General features: G+C 72.1%; 19 protein-coding genes and 1 riboswitch. Of the genes, 7 read left to right on the forward strand and 12 right to left on the reverse strand.

Annotation, left to right across the window (positions count from 1 at the left end; genetic code table 11):
• Positions 1–849: an SDR family oxidoreductase gene (locus tag FJK98_RS18815; protein ID WP_145920185.1), complete on the reverse strand. Its 849-nt coding sequence runs from the start codon at positions 847–849 to the stop codon at positions 1–3.
• A 120-nt stretch (positions 850–969) separates the two neighbouring features.
• Here FJK98_RS18815 and FJK98_RS18820 point away from each other — a divergent pair, with 120 nt between their 5' ends.
• The 4 genes from FJK98_RS18820 (at position 970) to FJK98_RS18835 (ending at position 4,302) form a co-directional block, all read left to right on the forward strand.
• Complete coding sequence (locus FJK98_RS18820; protein WP_228542704.1) at positions 970–1,365, forward strand: helix-turn-helix domain-containing protein; 396 nt, start codon at positions 970–972, stop codon at positions 1,363–1,365.
• A 67-nt stretch (positions 1,366–1,432) separates the two neighbouring features.
• A riboswitch (SAM riboswitch) is annotated at positions 1,433–1,545 on the forward strand.
• Between the two features lie 274 nt (positions 1,546–1,819).
• The gene (locus tag FJK98_RS18825) at positions 1,820–2,716 is read left to right on the forward strand and encodes an ABC transporter substrate-binding protein (protein ID WP_240762152.1); all 897 of its coding nucleotides are present in this window, start codon (positions 1,820–1,822) and stop codon (positions 2,714–2,716) included.
• Between the two features lie 42 nt (positions 2,717–2,758).
• A complete protein-coding gene (locus tag FJK98_RS18830) occupies positions 2,759–3,556 on the forward strand; it encodes an amino acid ABC transporter permease (RefSeq protein ID WP_145920187.1) in 798 nt (265 codons plus the stop codon).
• Positions 3,553–4,302, forward strand: a complete 750-nt coding sequence (locus FJK98_RS18835; RefSeq protein WP_145920188.1) for an amino acid ABC transporter ATP-binding protein — start codon at positions 3,553–3,555, stop codon at positions 4,300–4,302. The genes FJK98_RS18830 and FJK98_RS18835 overlap by 4 nt, the downstream gene beginning before the upstream one ends.
• Positions 4,303–4,349: 47 nt before the next feature.
• On the opposite strand, the gene FJK98_RS18840 is transcribed toward FJK98_RS18835, so the two are convergent.
• Positions 4,350–4,847 carry a hypothetical protein gene (locus FJK98_RS18840; RefSeq protein WP_145920189.1) on the reverse strand — a complete coding sequence of 166 codons (498 nt, stop codon included), beginning with the start codon at positions 4,845–4,847 and terminating at the stop codon, positions 4,350–4,352.
• Positions 4,848–5,247: 400 nt separating this feature from the next.
• Between FJK98_RS18840 and FJK98_RS18845 the strand changes: the two genes are divergently transcribed.
• Positions 5,248–5,580 (forward strand): hypothetical protein, encoded by a 333-nt coding sequence (locus FJK98_RS18845; protein ID WP_145920190.1) that lies wholly within the window; start codon positions 5,248–5,250, stop codon positions 5,578–5,580.
• A 62-nt stretch (positions 5,581–5,642) separates the two neighbouring features.
• On the opposite strand, the gene tatC is transcribed toward FJK98_RS18845, so the two are convergent.
• The 5 genes from tatC to FJK98_RS18870 form a co-directional block, all read right to left on the reverse strand.
• Positions 5,643–6,596 carry a twin-arginine translocase subunit TatC gene (tatC, locus tag FJK98_RS18850; protein ID WP_145920191.1) on the reverse strand — a complete coding sequence of 318 codons (954 nt, stop codon included), beginning with the start codon at positions 6,594–6,596 and terminating at the stop codon, positions 5,643–5,645.
• A gap of 18 nt (positions 6,597–6,614) precedes the next feature.
• Positions 6,615–6,944 (reverse strand): Sec-independent protein translocase subunit TatA, encoded by a 330-nt coding sequence (gene tatA / locus FJK98_RS18855; RefSeq protein ID WP_145920192.1) that lies wholly within the window; start codon positions 6,942–6,944, stop codon positions 6,615–6,617.
• Positions 6,945–7,158: 214 nt separating this feature from the next.
• The gene (locus FJK98_RS18860) at positions 7,159–7,404 is read right to left on the reverse strand and encodes a hypothetical protein (RefSeq protein ID WP_370516912.1); all 246 of its coding nucleotides are present in this window, start codon (positions 7,402–7,404) and stop codon (positions 7,159–7,161) included.
• Between the two features lie 8 nt (positions 7,405–7,412).
• Positions 7,413–8,417, reverse strand: a complete 1,005-nt coding sequence (locus tag FJK98_RS18865) for a YafY family protein (protein ID WP_145920194.1) — start codon at positions 8,415–8,417, stop codon at positions 7,413–7,415.
• Positions 8,414–9,412, reverse strand: a complete 999-nt coding sequence (locus FJK98_RS18870; protein WP_145920195.1) for a YafY family protein — start codon at positions 9,410–9,412, stop codon at positions 8,414–8,416. Before FJK98_RS18870 ends, FJK98_RS18865 begins: the two co-directional genes overlap by 4 nt.
• Before the next feature lie 110 nt (positions 9,413–9,522).
• Between FJK98_RS18870 and FJK98_RS18875 the strand changes: the two genes are divergently transcribed.
• A complete protein-coding gene (locus FJK98_RS18875; RefSeq protein WP_145920196.1) occupies positions 9,523–10,596 on the forward strand; it encodes a cation diffusion facilitator family transporter in 1,074 nt (357 codons plus the stop codon).
• 54 nt (positions 10,597–10,650) lie between these two features.
• Positions 10,651–11,736, forward strand: coding sequence for a DUF3866 family protein (locus tag FJK98_RS18880; protein ID WP_145920197.1), 1,086 nt, complete (start codon positions 10,651–10,653; stop codon positions 11,734–11,736).
• A 41-nt stretch (positions 11,737–11,777) separates the two neighbouring features.
• Here FJK98_RS18880 and FJK98_RS18885 read toward each other — a convergent pair whose 3' ends face one another.
• The 5 genes from FJK98_RS18885 to rfbA all read right to left on the reverse strand — a co-directional run bounded on the left by FJK98_RS18885 (position 11,778) and on the right by rfbA (position 15,691).
• A complete protein-coding gene (locus tag FJK98_RS18885) occupies positions 11,778–12,320 on the reverse strand; it encodes a carboxymuconolactone decarboxylase family protein (RefSeq protein WP_145920198.1) in 543 nt (180 codons plus the stop codon).
• A gap of 153 nt (positions 12,321–12,473) precedes the next feature.
• Positions 12,474–12,671, reverse strand: a complete 198-nt coding sequence (locus FJK98_RS18890) for a hypothetical protein (RefSeq protein WP_145920199.1) — start codon at positions 12,669–12,671, stop codon at positions 12,474–12,476.
• Positions 12,672–12,726: 55 nt separating this feature from the next.
• Positions 12,727–14,085, reverse strand: a complete 1,359-nt coding sequence (pafA, locus tag FJK98_RS18895) for a Pup--protein ligase (protein WP_088646860.1) — start codon at positions 14,083–14,085, stop codon at positions 12,727–12,729.
• Positions 14,086–14,153: 68 nt separating this feature from the next.
• Positions 14,154–14,777 (reverse strand): dTDP-4-dehydrorhamnose 3,5-epimerase, encoded by a 624-nt coding sequence (rfbC, locus tag FJK98_RS18900; RefSeq protein ID WP_145920200.1) that lies wholly within the window; start codon positions 14,775–14,777, stop codon positions 14,154–14,156.
• On the reverse strand, positions 14,774–15,691 hold the full coding sequence (gene rfbA / locus FJK98_RS18905) for a glucose-1-phosphate thymidylyltransferase RfbA (protein ID WP_145920201.1): 918 nt from the start codon (positions 15,689–15,691) through the stop codon (positions 14,774–14,776). Before rfbA ends, rfbC begins: the two co-directional genes overlap by 4 nt.
• Positions 15,692–15,721: the final 30 nt, after the last annotated feature.

A 15,721-nucleotide genomic window follows, 5' to 3' on the forward strand; every position in this document is an offset into this window, starting at 1 on the left:
TCAGCGGACGGCGCGGATCGCCTCGGCCAGGCTGGTGGGACGGCGTCCGAGCAGCTTCTCCAGGTGCTCCACGGGCACGTACAGCGCACCCCGGGCGATGCCCCGGTCGGCGTCGGCCAGGGTGGCGGCGTACGGCTCGGGCAGCCCGGCCGAGACGAGCAGGTCGGTGTACGCCGGCACCGGCAGGTCGGTGTAGCGGACGTCCTGTCCACTCTGCCGGGACACCTCGGCGGCCAGCTCGGTCATGGTGAACGCCTCGCCGCCCAGCTCGTAGACCTGACCGGCGTGTCCCTCGGTGGTGAGCACCTCGGCGGCGGCCTCGGCGTAGTCGGCCCGGGTGGCGGCGCTGACCCGGCCGTCGCCGGCCGACCCGGCGACCCCGTGGGCCAGGTAGCTGGCCAGCTGACCGGTGTAGTTCTCCAGGTACCAGCTGTTGCGCAGCAGCACGTACGGCAGTCCGGAGGCGCGCAGTTCCTCCTCGGTGGCCCGGTGTTCGGCGGCCAGCAGCAGGTCGGAGGTGTCGGCGTGGGCGATGCTGGTGTAGACGACCAGACCGACGCCGGCCTGCCGGGCGGCCTCGATCACGTTGTGGTGCTGGGGCACCCGCTGGCCGACCTCGCTGCCGGAGACGAACATCAGCTTCTCGGCGTCGGTGAGGGCGGCGCGCAGCGAGTCGGGGTCGGTGTAGTCGGCCGCCCGGACCTCGACACCACGGTCGGCGAGGTCGGCGAGCCGGTCCACGGTGCGGCCGAGGGCCACGATCTGCCCGGCGGGTACGCCCCGGCGCAGCAGGGATTCGACGATCAGGCGGCCCAGGTGGCCGGTGGCCCCGGTGACGACGACGGACATGGCGCTCTCCTTCGGGTGGCGTGCTCTTGTCGTACGGGCCAACACGCAGGTGGGAGCCGATACTTCCCGACGGAGAGTAGGCACCTTGAAGTTTGTGACACACTGATGGAGAGTAAAGGGATGCGACCTGACCCGTTCCAGCGCGACTGCGGCAGCCGGCAGGTCATCGACCGGATCGGCGACCGGTGGAGCGTGCTGGTCGTGCTCACCCTCGCCGACGGCGAGCGGCGCTACGGCGAACTGGCCGGGCACATCGACGGGATCAGCCAGAAGATGCTCACCCAGACCCTGCGCGGGCTGGAGCGCGACGGCCTGGTCACCCGCACCGTGCACGCCAGCGTCCCGCCCCGGGTCGACTACGCCCTCACCGACCTGGGCCGCAGCCTGCTCGACCTGGTCTCCGGCCTGGAAGCCTGGGCCACCACCCACCTGGCCGAGGTGCAGGCGGCCCGGGTCCGCTACGACGCCGGGGTCCTACGCCGCCCGCCGGCCACCACGCGGCCCACCCGCCGGTAAGGGGCGGACGTGAGGGCCGTCATAACGGGTGGACGACCGGCCGGTCGCTGCTGCTAGATTTCGGGCAGGTCATGAGCGCCAGCGTCAAGCCCCGGCTCGCTGGCCGGCAACCCTCCGCCACGGTGGGGTGCTCCGGGTGAGGACCAGGCACCGGTGAACGGCCCGGTGCAAGCGTGGCCTGGTCACCCAGGTCGACACCGATCAGGGAGGACCCCGTGTCGCACCACCCACCCGCCCCACCCGGCGACGGCGTGACCCGCACGCCCCGGCCCGGCGTACGGTCCGTCGGCGTTCGGCTGGTCAGACGCCGGCACGTCGACCTCATGCGGGTGCACAGCGACTCCTGTCGCCCCCGCTAGTCGACTCCCTTTCCCGTAACACCTCCAGCGGGGTGCCCGGTGGGCATCCCGTCGGCGGCGCGCGTCCGCCGCCCGATCCCATTCCGGAGAAACCCGTGCGATTCCTTCCTGCCCTGCCCACACCTCGACCGACCCGTGCCCTCCTGACCCGGGTCGCCGCGCTCGGCGTCGCCGCCCTGCTCGCCGGCACCGCGCTGACCGCCTGCGGCGGTGACTCCGAGCCGGCCGACAACCCGTACGGCCTGCTCCAGCCGGGGGTGCTGCGCGCCGGCACGCTCACCGACGCCCCACCGAACGTCTACCTCAAGGACGGCAGGTTCACCGGCTTCGACAACGACCTGCTCGTCGCCGTCGCCGACCGGGTCGGGTTGAAGGTCGAGTTCGTCGGCACCGACTTCTCGGCGCTGCTCTCCCAGGTCAACAACCGCAAGTTCGACGTCGGCAGTTCCTCGATCACCGTCACCGAGGCCCGCCGCAAGACCGTCGACTTCGGCAACGGGTACGACTTCGGCTACTTCGGCCTCGACGTGCCGGCCGGCTCCCCGCTCACCGGCTTCGACCAGCTCGCCGGCAAGCGGGTGGTGGTCGTGCAGGGCACCGTGCAGGACGACTACGCCACCTCGCGCAAGCTCGACCCGGTGCGGGTGCCCGACTACAACGGGGCGATCAACCAGCTCAAGGCCGGCACCGCCGACGCCTGGATCGCCCCGGCCGAGATCGGCGAGAAATCGGCCGCCGACAGCAACGGCAAGATCACGGTGGCGGCCACGGAACTGAGCCCCGCCCCCACCGCGTACGCCGTCGCCAGGGGCAACGACGCGCTGCGCGAGGCGCTGAACAAGGGCCTCGACGAGGTCATCGCCGACGGCACCTGGACCCGGCTCCAGCAGCAGTACTACCCGGGGCGGCCGATCCCGGCCGGCTTCACCCCCGGCAGCGGCGACGTCACCGCCCCGGGCGCGGCGACGCCGTCGGCGTCGGCCACCTCCTGACGGTACGACCAGACCAGCGAGCGGGGCGGTAGGAGAAACACGATGGATCCGTTGAGCACCCTGTGGGAGACCTTCTTCGACGGGGACTCCATGCGCGAGGCACTGCCCGAGATGCTGACCGTCGGGCTGCCCAACACGCTGATCCTGGCGGTCTCCGCCGCCCTGCTCGGCTCGGTGCTGGGCATGGCGCTGGCCGTGGCGGGCATCTCCCGTACCCGATGGTTGCGGTGGCCGGCCCGGGTCTACACCGACGTGTTCCGGGGCCTGCCGGCCGCCGCCACCATCCTGCTGATCGGTGTCGGCCTGGCCCCGCTCGGCATGCAGGTGTGGGGCCCCAACCCGTACCCGCTGGGCATCCTCGCGCTGTCGCTGATCGCCGCCGCGTACATCGGGGAGATCTTCCGCTCCGGCATCCAGAGCGTGGAGGCGGCGCAACTGGAGGGGGCCCGCGCGCTCGGGTTCTCCTGGGCTGAGGCGATGCGCCTGGTCATCGTCCCGCAGGGGGTACGCCGGGTGCTGCCGGCCTGGGTGAACCAGCTGATCGCGCTGATCAAGGACTCCAGCCTGGTCTACTTCCTCGGCCTGCTGGCCAGCCAGCGGGAACTGTTCCGGATCGGGCAGGACTACGCGGCCAACACCGGCAACCAGTCGGCGCTGCTGCTGGCCGGCCTGTGCTACCTGCTGCTGACCGTGCCGCTGACGCACGCGGTCAACGCCATCGACCGCCGGCTGCGCCGGGGCCGGGCGGTCACCGTCGACCCCGACGACGACGGTGGGCTGGCCCTGGCCGGCGGGACCGCCCTGCCGCAACCGCGTTCCGACCGGGAGGACCCCCGATGACCGCCGGCACCGTGACCACCACCCCGGTCAGCCTCGCCGTCCGCGACGTGCACCTGGCCTTCGGGGCGAACCGGGTGCTGCGCGGCGTCGACCTGGACGTCGCCCGGGGCGCGACGGCCTGCGTCATCGGCCCGTCCGGCTCCGGCAAGTCCACCCTGCTGCGCACCGTCAACCGGCTGATCGAACCGGACGCCGGTGACGTCCTGCTCGACGGGCGCAGCGTGCTGCGCGACGACCCGGACGCCCTGCGGCAACGCGTCGGCATGGTCTTCCAGCAGTTCAACCTGTTCCCGCACATGACCGTGCTGCGCAACATCACCCTGGCGTTGCGCCGCCTCAAGAAGCTGCCGGAGGAGGAGGCGGTCGCGCTGGCCCGGACCCAGTTGGCGCTGGTCGGCCTCGCCGCCAAGGCCGACTCCCGGCCCGCCCACCTCTCCGGCGGGCAGCAGCAGCGGGTCGCCATCGCCCGTGCGCTGGCCCTGCAACCCCAGGTGATGCTCTTCGACGAGGCCACCTCGGCGCTGGACCCGGAACTGGTCAAGGGGGTGCTCGGGGTGATGGCCGACCTTGCCGCCGGGGGCATGACGATGGTGGTGGTCACCCACGAGATGGGCTTCGCCCGCTCGGTCGCCGACACCGTCGCGTTCATGGACCACGGCGTCGTGTTGGAGGCCGGCGCACCGGAGGCGGTCTTCGAGACGCCGCAGCACCCCCGGCTGCGCCGCTTCCTGTCCCAGGTGCTGTGAGCACGCCGGCCGGCGACCGGAGCACCCGCTCCGGTCGCCGGCTCGGATCAGGGGGTGGTGAACAGCGCCATCCCGGTGGGAGCGGAGCGGGTCCCCATGTAGATCTGGGGGTTGCCAAAGCGGTCGAGGGAGGCGCTGAACTTCACCGTCATCGAGTACGAGCGCGAGCACGGGAAGCCCACCCGTGGCGTGCAGGTGCTGGCTGCGATCTTGCCGGTCCAGTACCTGGTCGACGAGCCGATCGAGTCGGTCGGGATCGACACCCCGTCGATGAAGAATCCGAGATTCTTGCCCGTCGAGTTGACCTGTGCGGTGCCGACGGAGGCGGCCCAGGCTGACGGGGCCTGATTGCTGCACGCGGTGAAGTGGAAGTCCACCTGGCCGTAACGCACGTTCGAGATGCCGGAACCCGGATAGACCGAAAAGGTCGGAGAGGTGCACGCAGCCTGCGCCACCGCCGGGGCCACCACTACCGCCGCCGCAACCGCAGGAACGATAGCGAGCATTCGGGCCACGCGACGCCTGGACATCAGTTTTCCGTTCATGGTGACTTCCTCCGCCACTATTCGTGGACGCCATCGCCGGTTTGCGGTCGTACGCCCGCCAGCCGGCCGGTGGCGTCAAGTCCGATGGACACCAAAGGTCTATCGGTACGGCAGTCGTGGAATCTACGGCGCGATCGGACGCACACTCTGTGTGTGCCCAGGAGCAGCAGAGTCCGGTCAAACCCTTGGCTCGAAACGCCGGACGCGGGGCGGGTACGGCGATAACCGCCCGCACCAGCGCCAATCGGGCAGGATTGGCGCGGCTGGCGGGGTCGGACACGGTCCCGGTGCACCCCGCCGCGCTTGACAGGGCGCAGGCGCCCGGGTTGCATGGGGTGCACGAACGACCAGAAATGGAACTGGCGTACGTGACACATCGCGTTCACACGGGGGTTAGCGCGTGAAATTCGAATATCTTCGCAACCTGGACAAATTGTTCTCCCACCGTTGGGAGGCACTCGTTATCCTCTGCCTCGCGGATCAGCCCGCACGATTCAGCGAATTAGCGCGCGCCACTGTCGAAAAGGCCGGGGTCCGACTGCCGGACGGGAACATCACCCGCTCCCTGGACCGGCTGCGACGAAAAGGCTTGGTGGGTGTACGGGAGGACGATCGGCACCGGGCCTACGAACTGACCGGCAGCGGCCAACGGCGGGCATCCGAACTGAGGTTCTTGTTGGAGGCGCTGGAGGACCGCGAACACGACGATCGGGTCGGCACAACTCCGCGTTGATCTCGCCCTACGGATCGGGCCCCCGACGGCAACACCGTCAGGGGCCCGCGACGGCTACGCCGTCAGGTCATGTCGTCGTAGCGGCGGTCGATCGGTTTGGGCGGCGCCACCGGCTCGGAGGCGTGCACCGGCTCGGACAACTCCAGCTCCGGCGTGGCCACCACCGGATCGTCGTCCAACTCCAGCGGCGACACCTCGTCGTCGCTCAGCCCCGCGTAGGAGCCGTCGCGCCGCTTCCTGCGCCGGTCGTTGACGAAGGCCACCCCGACCGCGACGAAGTACAGCAGGGACAGCGAGAGGGCCAGCAGGGTCATGCCGAACGGGCCCGGGTCCGGAGTGGCGATCGCGGCGAAGGCGAAGCAGATGAAGATGACCGCCCGCCACCAGCTCAGCAGGCGCTTCGCGCTCGCCACACCGGTGAAGTTGAGCATCAACAGGATCAGCGGGAACTCGAACGCCACCCCGAACAACAGGATCATGTTCGTGACGAACGAGATGTAGCGGGTCACCTCGAGCTGGGTCGACAGCCCGGTGACACCGGACTCCATCAGGAACGCGAGACCCTTGTCCACCACCAGGTAGGCCAGGACCGCCCCGGCGGCGAACAGCGGCGCCGCGATCGACACGAAGACGTACGCCCACTTGCGTTCGTGCCGGTGCAGACCGGGCGCGATGAACGCCCACAGCTGGTAGAGCCAGACCGGCGCGCCGACGATCAGGCCGATCCAGAGTGCCAGCTTCAGCTTGAGGATGAAGCCGTCCGCCGGTGACAACTGGAGGAACTGCTGGCACTCCCCCGACGCGTCGAGGGCACCGGGCAGCTGGCAGTACGGCTCCTTGAGCAGATCGAACGCGGGCTGTGCGAGCCAGAAACCCACGATCAGACCCACCACGATCGCCAGCGAGGCGCGGAACAGCCGGTTGCGCAGCTCGCGGACATGCTCCATGAGCGTCATGGAACCGTCGGAGGCCCGTTCGAAGGTGCTGGGGCCGCGTTTACGGAGCGCGAAGGCCACGGTGATCGGGCCCTTCGGTCAGTTGTCGCGGACGCGCTGCACCGGGTCGACCGGCGGGGCGACCGGCTGCTGCGGAGCCTGCGGCGGGGCGTACTGCTGCTGGGGCTGCGGCGCGTACGGCTGCTGCTGCACGGGCTGCTGCTGGGGCGGCAGCGGCTGGTAGCCGGCCTGCGCGTCGGCCTTCTCGGCCAGGTCGCGGTCGTCGTCGGCCAGGCTCTTGGTCTCCGCCTTGATGATCCGCAACGAACGGCCGAGCGAGCGGGCCGCGTCGGGGAGCCGCTTCGCGCCGAACAGCAGGATCAGCACGACCACGAGTACGGCGATGTGCCACGGCTTGAGGGCACCCATGGGAAGCTCCAGTCGCTCTGTGTCGAAGGGTGTGTCGGAGCCCATCGTACGTGCGTGACGGGCTGCTGCCACCCGCCGGGCCACCGCTGATGCGGCCCGGCCGGTGAAGTCTTGACCACCTGCGAGCGTCCCGTCAACCACCTGGACGGGTGCAGAGCTGCGTGAAACGGACTCCGGACGGGCACCGGGCGGGCGGCCCACCGACCGCCGTCGATCACTTGCCGCGCTTGGCCTTGATCAGTTCGAGCCGCTGCTGGGTCGTCTCGGTCTGCCGCTGGAGCGCTTCGGCCCGCTCCTGCAACGCCTCGGCGCTGTGCCGCAGCGTCTCGGCGTCGGCCTGGCGACGCTGCAACGCCACCGCCGCCCGGCGTAGCCGGGGCAGTCGCACCAGCACCGGACGGACCGCCAGGGCCAACACGACAAGCGCGAACAGCAGCACCGCCAGAACGATCCACTTCACCACGGCGGTCAGCCTACCGGGACGTCACCGCGCCCGCCGGGCCGGCCGAGGCCGCCGGGCGTCGCGTACGCCTCCAACGCGGCGGTGGCCTGGGCGCGTACCTGGGTGGCCAGCTCGACCGGGGCGAGGACGGTGACGTCCGGGCCGAGCCCGAGCACGAAGCGGCGGGCCCAGTCGAGATCGGTCACCCGCAGCGACACCAGCCAGTGGTCGCCGTCGACCTCGACCCGCTCACACGGGTAGTACTCGGTGATCCACCGCTCCCCCCGGCCGATCCGCAGGGTGATCAGCGGCAGGTCCGGTGACGGCTGGAACACCCCCTGCCGCAGGTCGTGCGGGCGGGCCTGCGGCGGCACGACGGCCGGCTCGTCCAGCTCGACGACCGCGTCGATCCGGTCGGCCCGGAACAACCGGACCGCCTCGGCGCGGCGGCACCACGCCTCGACGTACGCCCGGCCGTCGACCATGAGCATCCGCAGCGGGTCGATGACGCGGTCGGTGCTCTCGTCCCGGGCGGCGGTGTAGTAGGTGATCCGCAGCGCCCGCCGCCGCTCGACCGCGGCCCGCAGTTCCTGCACCCGCTGGCTCTCGCCGGGCAGCCGGACGGCCACCGGGGCGCCGACCAGGTCACCGGCCGCGTTCTCGATCTTGGCCAGGGCCCGCTCGACGGCCTCCCGGTTGGCCACCCCGGGCGTCTCGGCGAGCATCCGCAGCGCCACCACCAGGGCCAGCGCCTCGTCCGGGGTGAGCCGCAGCGGCCGGTCGATGCCGGCGTCGTAGGTGATGGTCACCCGGTCACCGTCGAAGGCCATGTCGATCAGGTCACCCGGGCCGTAACCGGGCAGCCCGCAGACCCAGAGCAGCTCCAGGTCCTCGCGCAGCTGCCGTTCGGTGACGCCCAGGTCGCCGGCCGCCTCGGCGATCTCGATGCCCGGCCGGGCCAGCAGGTAGGGCACCAGGTTCAGCAGCCGGGCCAGCCGGTCGGCGGAGGTGCGCGCGGCGGGGCGGGTCACCGGGCACCCCCGGCCACGGCCAGCTCGTCGTGCCGGGCGGCGATCTCCTTGAGCCGTTGGATCACCGCGTCACGTACCTCGGGTGGGTCCAGGACCCGGACGTCCGGGCCGTAGCCGACGAGCTGGCCGGCCAGCGACTCCGGATCGGCGTAGGGCAGCACCAGCCGGTCGCCGTCGGGGCCGGGCACGCTCTGCACCGCCCACCGGCGCAGCCCGGCGGCCCGCCCGGGGGCGGCCAGCACGGTCGCCCGGCCGGTCCGCTCGACCGGCCCGGACCAGGTGGCCACGTGCGAGATCAGGTCGACGCCGGCCGGTGGCTCGTAGCCGCCGGGGGCACCGGTGACCCGGACCGCGCCGGTCACCCGGGACAGCCGGAAGCAGCGGGTCGCCGCCCGGTCCCGGTCGTGGCCCACGACGTACCAGCGGCCCCGCCAGCAGACCACGCCCCACGGCTGCAACCGGCGGCGGGTCGGCGCGTCCCGGTCGGGCACCCGGTAGTCGAAGGTGACCTCGCGGCGGTCCCGGGCGGCGGCGGTGAGCGGGGCGAACGACGGGTCGACGGTGACCATCGGCTCCAGCCCCAGGGTGGCCTGCGGGTCGACGTCGACGCCGGCCGCGCGCAGCTTGGCCAGCCCCGAGGAGGCGGCGGCGGCCAGCCCGGCGTGCTGCCACAGCCGGGCGGCGATGCCCACTGCGGCGGCCTCGTCCGGTTCGAGCGGGATATCGGGCAGGGCGTACTCCCGGTGGGCGATCCGGTAACCGGGTTCGGCGTCGAACACGCTGGCCGTCCCGGTCTCCAGCGGCACCCCCAGCTCGCGCAGTTCCGCCTTGTCCCGCTCGAACTTGCGCTGGAACGCCTCGTGTTCCCGGGCGTCGTCCGGATCGTGCTCGTAGCCGGGCACGGTCGCGGCGATCTGCGCGGCGGTCAGGAACCGCCTGGTGGACAGCAGACAGATCACCAGGTTGACCAGGCGTTCGGTACGACTCCGCGACACGGGGTGAACGCTAGCAGCCCGGGCGGGATACCCGTGCACCCGCGCGGGGTGTGGCGTGACGGACAGCCCGCCGCCCAGCGGGGGCGGCCCGGCGGACTTACGGTGACCGCATGGCGGAGGCCGAAGTCAAGAGCGAGAGCGTCGGCACGGTCGTGGTGGCGGGGGCGGCGAACCTCGCCATCGCGGTGGCGAAACTGGTCGCCGGGATCATCTCCGGCTCGGCGGCGATGCTCTCCGAGGCGGCCCACTCGGTCGCCGACACCACCACCGAGGTGCTGCTCTACCTGGCGCTGCGCCGGGGTGCCCGGCCCGCCGACGTCCGGCACCCGTTCGGGTACGGCAAGGAGAGCTACGTCTGGGCGTTCCTGGCCGCGCTGTTCACCTTCGTGGCCGGTGCCGGCTTCGCGATCACCCACGGGGTGACCACCATCCTGGTGCACGAGCACAGCGGCGACTACCTGATCTCGTACGTGGTGCTGGCGGTCTCCTTCGCCATCGAGTCGGTGTCGCTTACCCGCGCGGTACGCCAGGTGCGCGGCGAGTCCCGCCGCTGGGGGACCACCCCGCGCCGGTTCCTGCGGCTGACCGCCGACACCACCGTCAAGGCGGTGTTCCTGGAGGACAGCGCCGCCCTGATCGGCCTGCTCATCGCCGGGGTCGGGCTGGGCCTGTCGCAGTGGACCGGCGACGAGCTGTTCGACGGCATCGCCTCGATCCTGATCGGCCTGCTGCTGCTCGTGGTCGCCGCCATCCTGGCCAAGAGCAACATTTCGCTGCTGGTCGGCCGGGCGGTGCCCGAGCGGCTGCACCACGAGATCGAACGCGAGCTGGCCGACCTGCCGACGGTGGACCGGGTCGACACCCTGCTGACCATGCAGCTCGGCCCGGACGACATCCTGGTGGCCGCCAAGGTCGACTTCCGGGACGAGGCGACCGGGGCCGACATCGAGGCCGCCGCCGACGAGGCCGAACGGCGGCTCACCGACCGCTACCCGGAGATCGGGTACGTCTTCCTCGACCCCACCCGGTCGCTGCCCGGCGCGGCCGGCCGCCACGCCCGGCGTACCCAGGAGGAGCCCGGCCCGGTGGGCGACGCCCCGCTCGGCACGGCGTACCCCGGCCCGGTCGCCGACGCGCGCCCGACCGGTGGGCCGTCCGATCAGGAGGCCGACGGGCGGGACTGACCGGCGGCGGCCCCGCACGCGGCCGGCCGGGCGGTCGGCGATAGCGTGCCGGGCATGGTGCGATGGCGGTCCGGGACGGTCACGGCGGTTCGGCGACGGTGGGCCGGCGCGGTGGAACTCGACGTCGCCCTGCCCGACGGGGCCACCATGCGCGCGCTGGCCTACCCGGAGCTGGTCGGGGACCCCGTCCCCGGCGACCGGGTGCTGCTCAACGCCGGCGCGCTGCTGATGGGCCTCGGCACCGGCGGGTACGCCCTGGTGGTCGCCCTGCCCGACCGGCTGCCCGCCGACCCGCCGCAGGCCGGCGACAGCCGCGACGCCGGTCACCTGGTCAAGGCCCGGTACACCCCGTTGCAGCCGATCATGCTCGGGGTCGACGAGGAGGCGTCGCCGCACCACGCGCTGCTCGCCGCCGTCGACAGCCTGGACGGGCTGCCGGTGGTCACCGCCGACCTGCACTCCGCCCTGCCGGCGGTCCTCGCCGGCATCCACGCCGACGCCCCCCGGGCCCGGGTGGCGTACCTGCTCACCGACGGTGGCGCGCTGCCGGCCTGGTTCTCCCGCACCCTCGACGGGCTGCGCGACGCGCTGGTCGGGACGGTCAGCGTCGGGCAGGCGTTCGGCGGGGATCTGGAGGCGGCCACCCTGCACACCGGTCTGCTGGCCGCCCGGCACGTGCTCCGCGCCGACGTGGCGATCGTCGCGCAGGGGCCGGGCAACCTGGGCACCGGCACCCGGTGGGGTTTCTCCGGCGTCGCCGTCGGCGAGGCGGTCAACGCGGTGGCGGTGCTGGGCGGCCGGCCGGTCGGTTCGCTGCGGATCTCCGACGCCGACGCCCGACCCCGGCACCAGGGGGTGTCGCACCACAGCCTCACCGCGTACGGCCGGGTGGCGCTGGCCCCGGCGGAGCTGGTGGTGCCGGACGGCCTGCCGACGGAGCTTGCGGCCCGGGTGGACGCCGCGCTGGCCCCGCTGGCCGCCCGGCACACCCTGGTCCGGGTGAACACCACCGGCCTGGACGCCGCGCTGCGCGCCCTGCCGGTGCGGCTGTCCACGATGGGTCGTGGGCTGGACGCCGACCACGCCTACTTCCTGGCGGCGGCCGCTGCCGGCCGGCACGCCGCCGCCCTGGCCGGCTGACCGGTCGGCGGCACCGTCCACCCGGGGCGGTGGACCAGCGGTCAGGCCGTGTAGCCGTGCTCGACGATCCGCGCGGCGGTCGCCTCGTAGCCCTCGCCGTCGGGGGCGTAGGTGCCCAGGCCGTCGACGTAGCGGTTGAACATGCAGAACGCGGCGGCGATCAGCACCGCGTCGTGGATCTCCAGGTCGGTGGCGCCCTCGGCACGGGCCGCGTCGACCAGTTCGGTGGTGACCTGCCGCCCGCCGGCCTGGACCGCCGCGCCGATGCGCAGCAGGGCGCGCAGCTTCGCGCTGATCGGCGCGGTGTCCGGGTCGGCCCGCACCTGGTCGACCAGGGTCATCCCGGTGGGCAGTTGGGCGGCGGCGAACGCCGAGTGGGAGGCGCAGCAGAACCGGCACTCGTTGAGCCCGGAGACGTAGGCGGCGATCAGTTCCCGCTCGCCCGGCGTCAGCGTCGGGTGCGGGGTGCGCAACAGCACCTCGGCCAGCTCGTTCAGCGGCTTCGCGGTCTCCGGCCGGTAGCGCATCGGCCCGGTGATCCCCGGGAACGCCTTCTCGTCGAGACCCAGATCGATGTGCGCCACCGGCACCCCCTGACTCGTCGGCCACCCCCGACGGGCCGCCGTCGCACCAGGGTGCCAGCACCGGTGGGCCGGCTCATCTTCCCGATTGCTCAATCGGGCCGTGTCGGCCCGACGGGCGGTGTGCGGCGCGGACCGCGGCGGCCGGTGGGGGCGTCAGCCGACCAGGAAGATCAACGCGAGCCAGCCGACCACGATGACGACCAGCGCCACGGTCAGCACCCAGGTCGGCACGGTGTACTCGCCCCGACGGTTACGGGCGATCTCGTCGCGGATCTTCGCCCGACGGCGGTCGATCCAGTTGAGCCGCTGGGTGTCGCCGCGCTCGCGGTCGGCGGGTTCGGAATCGTTCATCGCCCCGCCAGCGTACCGGTGGGCCGGCGGCCGTCACCGACCGCCGGCCCCCTGGTCACATGCTCGCGATCAACCGCTCCACCCGCTCGTCGTACGCCCGGAAGGGGTCCTTGCAGAGCACGGTGCGCTGTGCCTGGTCGTTGAGCTTCAGGTGCACCCAGTCGACGGTGAAGTCGCGCCGCTTCTCCTGGGCGTGCCGGATGAACTCGCCGCGCAGCCGGGCCCGGGTGGTCTGCGGCGGGGTCTCCTTGGCCTCGAAGATCTCCGGATCGGTGGCCACCCGGTCCACCTGGCCGCGCCGTTCCAGCAGCCCGTACAGGCCCCGGCCCCGGCGCAGGTCGTGGTAGGCGAGGTCCATCTGCGCCACCCGGGGGTGCGACAGCGGCAGGTCGTGCTTGCGCTGGTAGCGCTCGATCAGCCGGAGCTTGCTCACCCAGTCGATCTCCCGGGCCACCGGGTCCAGGTTGCCGCTCTCCACCGCGTTCAGCACCCGGCCCCACAGCTCCACCACCCGCTTGGCGGTCTGGTCGCCGCCCCGACGCTCCACGAACTCGGTGGCCCGCGCCAGGTACTCCTGCTGGATCTCCAGGGCGCTGACCTCCTTGCCGGAGGCGAGGCGCACCTTGCGCCGGCCGGTGATGTCGTGCGACACCTCCCGGATGGCCCGGATCGGGTTCTCCAGCGACAGGTCGCGCATCACCACGCCCGCCTCGATCATCCGCAGCACGATGTCGGCCGAGCCGACCTTGAGCAGCGTGGTGACCTCGTTCATGTTGGAGTCACCGACGATGACGTGCAGCCGGCGGTAGCGTTCGGCGTCGGCGTGCGGCTCGTCGCGGGTGTTGATGATCGGCCGGCTGCGGGTGGTCGCCGAGGAGACGCCCTCCCAGATGTGCTCGGCCCGCTGGGACAGGCAGTAGACCGCCCCGCGCGGGGTCTGCAACACCTTGCCGGCGCCGCAGATCAACTGCCTGGTGACCAGGAACGGGATGAGCACGTCGGCGAGCCGACCGAACTCACCGTGCCGGGACACCAGGTAGTTCTCGTGGCAGCCGTACGAGTTGCCGGCCGAGTCGGTGTTGTTCTTGAACAGGTAGATCTCACCCGCGATGCCCTCGTCGTGCAGCCGCTTCTCCGCATCGACGAGCAGGCCCTCCAGGATGCGCTCACCGGCCCGGTCGTGGGCGACCAGGTCGGTGACCGAGTCGCACTCCGGAGTGGCGTACTCCGGGTGCGACCCGACGTCCAGGTAGAGCCGGGCCCCGTTGCGCAGGAACACGTTGCTCGACCGGCCCCACGACACCACCCGGCGGAACAGGTACCGGGCGACCTCGTCTGGGGACAGCCGTCGCTGCCCGCGATAGGTGCAGGTGACGCCGTACTCGGTCTCGAGGCCGAAGATTCGCCGCTCCATGATGTGACACTAGCCGCCCGGAGGGTCGGTTCGTCACTGTCACAGCACAGGTCGTGTGCTCCGGTCGATCAGATCCCGTCGGTGTACGGCATCCCGTCCGGCCCCAGACCGGCCACGAACTCCCGGCAGGCGGCGTAGTCCGGCAGCGCTCCCGCCGCCCGGACCTGCGCGAACGTCGGTGCCGCCGCGTCCCGGGCGGACAGTTGCGGCACCTGCGCCGGCCACTCGATGCCCAACTCCGGGTCGAGCGGGTGCACCGCGTGCTCCCCGGTCGGGTTGTAGGTGGTCGAGCAGAGGTAGCTCAGGGTCGCGTCGTCGGTCAACGCGCAGAAGCCGTGCCCCAGGCCCTCGGCCAGGTAGACCGCCCGCCGGTCGGTGTCGTCCAGCCGGACGCCCTCCCAGCGGCCGAAGGTCGGCGAACCGGTCCGCAGGTCCACCACCACGTCGAGCACCGCGCCCCGTACGCAGGTGACGTACTTGGCCTGGCCGGGCGGGACGTCGGCGAAGTGGATGCCGCGCACCACGCCCCGGCCGGAGATCGACAGGTTGGCCTGGGCAAGCCGCAGCGGATGGCCGACCGCCTCGGCGAGCTGGTCGAACCGGTACCACTCCATGAACAGGCCACGCGGGTCACCGTGCTGCTGCGGGGTGACCTCCCAGGCGCCCTCGATGCTCAGCGGACGAATCTTCACCGCGCCCCCTCCGTTCCCGGCTGTGCCGCGCGCAGCACCGCCTCGTCGTGCTTGTCGGCCAGCAGACCGAGCAGGTAGTCACCGTAACCGCTCTTGGTCAGCGGCTCGGCCAGCGCGCGGAGCCGGGCGTCGTCGATCAGGCCGGCCCGCCAGCAGACCTCCTCGACGCAGCCGATCTTCATGCCCTGCCGTTCCTCGATCACCCGGACGAACTCGCCGGCCTGCATCATCGAGGTGAAGGTGCCGGTGTCCAGCCAGGCGGTGCCCCGGTCCAGCACGGTCACCGACAGCTCCCCGGCCTCCCGGTACGCCTCGTTGACCGCGGTGATCTCCAACTCGCCCCGGGCGCTCGGGGTGAGCTTGCCGGCGATCTCGACCACCCGGTTGTCGTAGAAGTACAGGCCCGGCACCGCGTAGCGGGACTTCGGCCGGGCCGGCTTCTCCTCGATCGACAACACCCGGCCGTCGGCGTCGAAGTCGACCACCCCGTACGCCTGCGGGTTGGCCACCGGGTAGGCGAAGACCCGCCCGCCGACCAGGTCGCCGTTGTCGGCCAACTGCCGGCCGAGGCCGACGCCGTGGAAGATGTTGTCGCCCAGCACCAGCGCCACCGAGTCGTCGCCGATGAAGTCCGCGCCGAGGACGAACGCCTGCGCGATGCCCTCCGGGCGGGCCTGGGCGACGTACTCCAGGCGCAGCCCCCACTGGCCGCCGTCGCCGAGCAGCCGCTGGAACTGGTCCTGGTCCTCCGGGGTGGTGATCACCAGGATCTCCCGCACCCCGGACATCACCAGCGTCGACAGCGGGTAGTAGACCATCGGCTTGTCGAAGATCGGCATCAGCTGCTTGGACACCGCCCGGGTGATCGGCCACAGCCGGGACCCGGTGCCACCAGCGAGAAGGATTCCACGCACCGGGGGAGCCTACCGGGACCGACGCGAACC

This window comes from Micromonospora sp. HM134 (genome assembly GCF_007833915.1).
GTDB lineage: Bacteria > Actinomycetota > Actinomycetes > Mycobacteriales > Micromonosporaceae > Micromonospora > Micromonospora wenchangensis.

Bases quoted from the DNA above. Each gene is read 5' to 3' on its own strand.
- FJK98_RS18815 (WP_145920185.1), bottom strand. From the start codon at position 849: ATGTCCGTCGTCGTCACCGGGGCCACCGGCCACCTGGGCCGCCTGATC.
- FJK98_RS18820 (WP_228542704.1), top strand. From the start codon at position 970: ATGCGACCTGACCCGTTCCAGCGCGACTGCGGCAGCCGGCAGGTCATC.
- FJK98_RS18830 (WP_145920187.1), top strand. From the start codon at position 2,759: ATGGATCCGTTGAGCACCCTGTGGGAGACCTTCTTCGACGGGGACTCC.
- FJK98_RS18835 (WP_145920188.1), top strand. From the start codon at position 3,553: ATGACCGCCGGCACCGTGACCACCACCCCGGTCAGCCTCGCCGTCCGC.
- FJK98_RS18840 (WP_145920189.1), bottom strand. From the start codon at position 4,847: ATGAACGGAAAACTGATGTCCAGGCGTCGCGTGGCCCGAATGCTCGCT.
- tatA (WP_145920192.1), bottom strand. From the start codon at position 6,944: ATGGGTGCCCTCAAGCCGTGGCACATCGCCGTACTCGTGGTCGTGCTG.
- FJK98_RS18875 (WP_145920196.1), top strand. From the start codon at position 9,523: ATGGCGGAGGCCGAAGTCAAGAGCGAGAGCGTCGGCACGGTCGTGGTG.
- FJK98_RS18880 (WP_145920197.1), top strand. From the start codon at position 10,651: ATGGTGCGATGGCGGTCCGGGACGGTCACGGCGGTTCGGCGACGGTGG.
- FJK98_RS18890 (WP_145920199.1), bottom strand. From the start codon at position 12,671: ATGAACGATTCCGAACCCGCCGACCGCGAGCGCGGCGACACCCAGCGG.
- pafA (WP_088646860.1), bottom strand. From the start codon at position 14,085: ATGGAGCGGCGAATCTTCGGCCTCGAGACCGAGTACGGCGTCACCTGC.